The following is a 6990-nucleotide window of genomic DNA, read 5'->3' as shown; positions in this document are numbered from 1 at the left end:
GGCACAGTCCAGGATCAGCGGCTTGCTGGCGCCGGGCTCACCGACCACGCCACTGCCCAACAGCGCCTCCCGCCAATCGGCAAGCGCTGGCGTGCGCCAGCCCTGGGTGGACTGGTCCTCGAACAAAGTCCGACCGGCGAACCGCTCCAGCGGCAGGCACACGTGTCCCTCGCCGGTGTGGCGACTGACCAGCGCAGCGGCCAGCGCCAGTTGCTGCGACGGCTTTGCTGCGTGACGCAGCAGCAGATCGGCAAAATGCGCGTCCAGCGGTCGCAGCGCGCGCGCTTGCTGCAGGGCGAGCAGCCGGGCGTCCATTCAGGCACCTCCGCACAGGGCGGTTTCGAGCGCCAGCAGCAGTGCTTGATCCGGCCGGTCAAAGTAGATGCCAGCGCTACCGTGCGTCGGCGCCATACCGCGCAGGAACAGGTAATAAGCGCCGCCGAAATGGCGGTCGTAGTCGTAATCCGCCACCCGCAGGCGCAGATACCGGTGCAGCGCCACCGTGTAGACCAGGTATTGGAGGTCGTAGCGGTGTTCGGCCATCGCCGCCCGCAGTGCCTCGGGGGCGTAGTCCACCGCGCCTTGGCCGAGCCAGTTGGACTTGTAGTCGGCCAGATAAAACCGCCCGGCGTGCTCGAATACCAGGTCGATGTAGCCCTTGAGCACGCCTTCCACGGCATCGAAGCGCAGCGCCGCGGCATCGGCCGCGAGGGTGGTGGCCTCCAGCAGGCGGTTCAGCGTGGCCGCCTCGATGCGTGCCAGGGGAAAGTAGAACTCCAGTTCATCCTGCCGCTGCTCGCGAGTGATGTCCCGCAGGCGAAGTGCCTGGCCATCCAGCGGCGTGTCGAGCACGTCCGCCACCAGCCGTTCCAGCGTGGACTGCCACAGCGGCGGGTAGCCGGCGCGCGCCAGGGTCTGCGCCACCGCGTCGCCCAGCGCCGGGCCGTGGGCGTGCGGGAAATCGAGCACCTCGAACAGGCCGTGCAGGCTGGTGCCGGCCGTCGCCCCCCGCGGAAAGCGGGCGATTGGCAGCACGCCGCTGGTATCGGACGGGGCCAGGCTGGCGGTCTCGACCACGGCGACCGCGCCCGTATCGACGGCATCGTGATCGGGCCGGTCCGCGCCCACCGCACCGGCGGCAAGGGCGGAATAGCTGGTCACGCGCCAGCGGCTGTCGATGCGACCGCCAAAGCTGCTGGCCCGCCCGGCCTGCGGCGCATTGCCGGCGGGATGCTGCGCATCGGTCGGCGGCTCGGTCAGCACGATGGCGCCGACGCTGGCCGTGGCCAGCGCCTGCCACGGCGCGCGGGCGGCGGCTTCGTCCAGGGATCTCAGATCCTCGCCGCCGTACAGCAGCCAGGCGAGCGCGCCGCGATCGGCCAGGTTGATGGCGCCAAACGGCAGCGCACAGTGCTGGCGCGCGCGGGTGAGGGCCACGTACAGCAGGCGCACGCGCTCGGCCAGCGCCTCCTTGCGGGCCAGATTGGCGTGGGAGCTGGACGGCGCCAGGTCGGCCGTGAAGGCGAAATCCTCCGGATCGTGAAACTGGAACGGCGGCGCGTCGTCGGGCTTGTTCTCGGACCACGCGAAGGGCAGGAACACGATGTCCCATTCCAGGCCCTTGGCCTTGTGCACGGTAACGATTTGTACCAGGTTGGCGTCGCTTTCCAGGCGCAGCTGCTGGTTCTCGGCCACCCCGCCTTCGCCGGCGATGGCATCGCGCAGGAAACGCAGCTGCGCGTCCAGGCCCGGCCGGCTGGTGGCCTGCGCCTGCAGCAGCTCGCCCAGGTGAATCAGGTTGGTCAGCGCCCGCGCACCGTCGGGCCTGGCATGCAGGCGACCGATGATGCCGGCCTCCTGCATCAGCCCGAACAGCATGGGCAGCGGACCTGCCGCCAGCCAGCGCCGCCGGGCGTTGTGGAACAGCGCGACGTGACGTTCCCAGGCCGCCTCGTCGCCATCCAGCGCCGCGATGTCGCTGGCCGTGGCACCCAGCAGGTGCGTGGCCAGCGCCGTGCGCAGCGCGCCGCTGGCGGCCGGGTCGAGTGCCGCTTGCAGAATCCGCTCCAGCGCCAGCGCCTCGGCGCTCTGATAGACGCTGTCCTCACGCAGGCACACGCTGTCGACGCCGGCCTGGCGCAGCGCTGCCTGGACCGCGCCGGCCTGCCGGTTGGTCTTGACCAGAATGCCGATGTGCCGGCCGCAGAGCGCCTGTTCACCCACACGCCCCCGCCCCGCGGCACCCAAGGCCAGCAGCTGCGCAACCCGCGCCGCGGTGGCGGCCAGCGCCTGCTCGCCCGCGCGTTCCTTGCTGATCGGCTTGTCCTCACGGGCCAGCCACCAGACCTCGCAGGCCGGCAGCACCGCGCCGTCCACCAGCAAAGGCGCCTGCTCGGTCCTGCCTGCCGCTGCGACCTCGTAAAACTCGATTTCCTGTCCCGGCGCATCCAGCACGAACGGCCGCGGGTGCTGACGAAACAGCGCGTTCACGGCCGTGACCAGCCGGGCCGTGGAGCGCTGGTTGGTGGTCAATGTCTGACGCTGTCCGGCCGGAATCGCATTGCGGGCGGCCAGATAGGCGAACACGTCGGCGCCGCGGAACTGGTAAATGGCCTGTTTCGGGTCGCCGATCAGATACAGTCCAAAACCGTCCGCCGCCGCCTGGTACATGACCTCGAACAGCCGGTACTGGAGCGGGTCGGTGTCCTGAAACTCGTCGATCATGACCACCGGATAGCGACCGGAAAGCGTGCCGGCCAGCGCCGGGCCGCCGGGGCCGCCGAGCGCAGCGGCCAATTCCTGCAGCAGGCTGTCGTAGCCGCGCTGGCCGCGCGTCACGAGACGAGCTTCGCTTTGCTGGCGCAGGTAATCGAGCGCGGCATGCACGGTGGCCACGTTCACGGCCTGAGCGAAGGTCTGCCCGGCCGCCGTCAGCTCAGCGGCGGCATCGAACAGCGGGTGAACCGGCGCGGCGATGCCTTTGCTGCGCGCGGTGGGCTTCAACGCCGCATCGAGCACCGCCGGAGTCAGGCGCTCGATGCCGGCCGGCGGCAGTACCTGCGGGTCCGGGACCCAGGCATCGATCGCGCTGAAAAGATCACCCAGGTCGGCCGGCTGGTAGCCGTGGTCCTTGGCACGGCTGAGCCCCTTGTGGTCCTGCAGCAGGGCTAGCGCATCGTCGCGCCCGACCCGCCAGGCGGCAGCAAACGCCTGTGCAGCGCGGCTCAGCGCCGATTGCGTTGCCGACACGGACGCCTCGCTCGCAGCCGGCAACAGCCGCAAGCCCGCCCGGCCAGCCAGTTTCCTGAGCGCCCCGGCCAGGCTTTCCGGACCCATGGGCCACAGGCGGTACAGCACATCGAGCACCGGCGGGCTGGCCGCCGCGCACTCCCGGCGCCAGAAATCGCCCAGTATCTGCGCCGTCAGCGGGCGGATGTCCGTTTCGAGGTCGGCCTCGAAGCGGCTGCCAGCGCTGAACGCATGGTCGGCCAGCACCCGCCCGCAAAAGCCGTGGATGGTGTGGACCGCCAGCTCGTCCAGGCGCAGCAGGGCGTCATTCAGATGCGCACTGGCCAGCTCCGGGTCCGACAGACGCACGACCAATGCCGCCAGAAAATCATCTTTCGGCACCCCCCCGAGCAGGGCATCGCGCGCCTCGAACAGCCGCGCGGCGATGCGCTCGCGCAACTCGGCGGCAGCCGCCTCGGTGAAGGTCACCACCAGCATTTGGCCCGGCTCGCGCCGGTTCTCCAGCAGCTGGCGCAGGTACAGCGCGGCGATGGCCCAGGTCTTGCCGGTGCCGGCGCTGGCCTCGATCAGGTGTCGCCCCGTCAGCGGCAAGGCCAGCGGATCGAGCGGCGTGCTCATGCGCGCTCCATGGCCACCAGCAGCGGTCCGCACAGGCGCTGCGCCAGCTCAGCAAAGGCCGGTTCGGCCAGCGGGTCACGGCCGCGCAAGGCAAGCCCCACGTCCGGGTCGTCCGCCTCGCCCTGCAGACCGGTGTAGTCACTGCCCGCCCAGACCTTGCGCGCGGCGGCAAGGCCACGTTCGTGATCGCCGGCACTGGCGTAGGCAAACGCGCATTCCGGCAGCAGCGGCAAGGCTTCGCTGCGGCCCTGACAGGCCAGGGCCAGGATGTCCGCCAGCAAGGCCGGCGCATCATCCTGGGGCCGCAGCAGCGCCGTTTCGCCGCGTGTGACGTAGCGACTGACGGTCGATCCAGCAGCCGCGTTGACCGCCAGGTGGCGCACCCATAATTCGAGCAGGCCGCGCGGGCGCGACTTCGCGTAACGGTAGGCGATCAGGCCCTCGCCTGTCAGTCCGCGCAGGCGACCGCTCAGATGCCCGCCGGCAAGATCGATGTCCAACAAAATATCCGGCCGTGGCGCGGCCAGCAGCGGTGCCAGCCGTGCTGCAAACGCCGCCGTCTGGTGCCAGGCCTGTTCGAACAGGCGCCGACCGGCGGCAGCGGCCGGCAACGCGCCTTCGCCGCGCAAACGCCGATAGGCGGCCTGCGCATCGTCCCCGGCCAGGTGCGCTGCGACCAGGCGCTGGCCGACCGCGTAGCTGGCCAGACCATCCAGGTAGAACGGTTCCTCGTCTGCCAATGCATCGTCCGGTTGGTGCAAACGGATACCGAGCCGCTCGCGCAGGAACCAGCGCGCCGGCGAGCGCACGAAGCCGGTCAGCTCCTCCAGCGTCCAGTCCTGCACAGTCACCAAGGCCAGCGGTACGGCGGCGAACGGCGGCGTGGCGGCGGCCGGTTGGAACCACTCGGCGGCGTGGGTGACCAGGCGCGGCGCGTGGCCGTAGGCGTCGCTGAACGGCTGCAACGGATGCTCGACCAGCAGACGGCTGGCATCACCGGTCATGCGCGCGGCCAGGTCCAGCAGTTCGGTGACCAGCGCCGAGGGCGGCAGCGGCGCGTTATCGTTCTGGCGCCGGCCGACGTAGCTCAGGTGCACGGTGTCGCGCGCCGCCAGCAGCGCCTCCAGCATCAGATAGCGATCCTCGTCGCGCGCCACCCGGTCGCCGGGCCGGTGGTTGTCCGCCAGGCGGTCGAATTCGGCCGGCCGCCGTCGGCGGGGAAAATCCCGGTCGCCCAGGCCCAGCACACACACCACGCGAAACGGTATCGCCCGCATCGGCGACAGGGCGCAGCAGGTCAGCGCGCCGGTAATGAAGGCCCGCGCCGGGCCGGCCTCGTCCAGCATGCTGGCCACCTGCGCCTTGATGGTGGCGCGCGGCAACGGCATCGCGCAGTCGCCGGCCTGCGCCTCCTGCGCCAGGCGCAGCACCGCCCCGCGCAGCAGGGCCAGGGTGTCGGCCTCGTCCTCGTCGCCGGCCTCGAACAGCGTCAGGGCCACCAGCAGGCGCCGCGTCCATTCGGCCGGCACGTGCGGGCCGGCCAGATCAGCCTGCAGATCGCGCAGGCGGCGCAACAGCTCGGCCAGCGCACCGACCGCCTGCGCCAGTTCGCTGCCGCCGACCGGCAGCGGCACGACGTCATCCAGCGCATCGTCGTGCGTGGCGTGTCCCAGCAGCAGACGATCCAGGCCCGCACGCCAGGTGTGTTCGTCGCTGGCTGGCAGGTCCAGGTCAGCCCGCGCCGCGGCGTCGTAGGCAAAACGGGCACCGCTGGCGCGCAGCGCCTCGCGCAGGCGCGGCCGGCTGGCAGGATCGATACCGACCGCGCGACACAGCGCCGGCAGTTCAAGCAGCGACAGCACCTGCGAGGCCGGCAGGCGGCTTTGCGGCAGGTCGAGCAACTCCACGAAGGCCGCGGCCAGGGCCTGCTCGGCGCGCGGCGCGCGGTCCGCCAGCGCGAACGGAATGCGCCGCCCGCCCGGCGCGGCGCCGAACACGGCCGCGATGTGCGGCGCGTAGGCCTCGATGTCCGGCGCCATCAGCACACAGTCGCGCGGGGTCAGGTCCGGGTAGGCCTCGAACAAGCCCAGTAGCCGGTCGTGCGCCACCTGCACCTCGCGCAGCGGGCTGTGGCAAACGTGGATTTCGAGCGAACGGTCATCCCGCGCCAGCGGCTGCTCGGTGGGCGGTTCCAGAAACAGGATGTCGCGCTGCAGGCGCCGAAGCAGGCTGCCCGCGGTCGGGTCTTCGTAATCCTCGGTCTCCAGCGCCTGGCATTCGAGCAACTGACCGGCAAACTCGCGCCCGGCCTGACCCCAGGCGGCCAGCAGCGGATGGCTGTCGGACGATTCATCCATCCGTTCCGGCGCGCCGGCCGCCTGCCGTGCCCAGCGCCGGCGCCGCCGCGCCGCCACGCGCGGCGCCTGCAGGTCATGCCAGTACGCCGCGCACGGATCAAGAAAATGCACATGCACGTCGACCTGCCCGGACAGGGTTTGCAGCAGTTGCAGATAAGTCGGTGCCAAGGCCGACAGGCCGAACACCGACACCCGCATCGGCAGACCGTCCAGACCCAACCGGCCACTGCGCAGGCGCTTTGCAAGATCGGTCAACAACCGCCCCGGGTGCGGCCGCCCCGCCGCCACCTGCCGCCACAGCTGCGCGTCCCAGCCCGTATCCGCGCCCGCTTCCCAGGCCGCCAGCCAGTCCGGCCGGAACACCTGATAACGCTGGTAGCAATCGGCCAGGCGACGGGCAAGCTGCCAGGCCTTAAGACCATCGTCGCCCGCCAGATAGCGCTCCAGTTCCGCCGGTCGCGTGGGGTTCTGAAACGCCGCCAGCAGCCCGAACAGCAGCGGCCCTTGCTCGGCCGGCGGCACCGTGGGCAGGCTTGCGTCCTGCGCGCGCAACACCCGCCACACGAAGGCCGCCGGAAACACGCAGTCCAGGTTGGCCGCCACGCCCAGGCGCTGCGCCACCGCCAGCGACAGCCAGCGCGCCATGCCGGGGTTGGACACCAGGATGGTTTCCGGCGCCAGCGGCGCGCCGACCGGCGTGGCGATCACCCCGCACAGGCTATCGGCGAGGCGTTCCAGACGGTTGCTGTGGTGGACGTGGAGCATC

2 protein-coding genes and 1 pseudogene are annotated in these 6990 nt (G+C 71.0%); all 3 read right to left on the bottom strand.

The window, feature by feature from the left end; all coding sequences use genetic code 11:
* Nucleotides 1-315, bottom strand: a pseudogene (locus ABZF37_RS12955) (exodeoxyribonuclease V subunit alpha); the annotation flags it as partial.
* Entirely contained in the window at nucleotides 316-3867 is a 3552-nt protein-coding gene (gene recB, locus ABZF37_RS12950; protein ID WP_372720584.1) for an exodeoxyribonuclease V subunit beta, read from the bottom strand.
* Nucleotides 3864-6990: exodeoxyribonuclease V subunit gamma (gene recC / locus ABZF37_RS12945; RefSeq protein ID WP_372720581.1), on the bottom strand; the 3127-nt coding region annotated here is incomplete at its 5' end. The genes recB and recC, both read right to left, overlap by 4 nt.

The sequence above is a fragment of the Immundisolibacter sp. genome, assembly GCF_041601295.1.
GTDB lineage: Bacteria > Pseudomonadota > Gammaproteobacteria > Immundisolibacterales > Immundisolibacteraceae > Immundisolibacter.
This window is presented reverse-complemented; position numbering and strand designations above follow the sequence as displayed.

Bases quoted from the DNA above. Each gene is read 5' to 3' on its own strand.
- recB (WP_372720584.1), bottom strand. From the start codon at position 3,867: ATGAGCACGCCGCTCGATCCGCTGGCCTTGCCGCTGACGGGGCGACAC.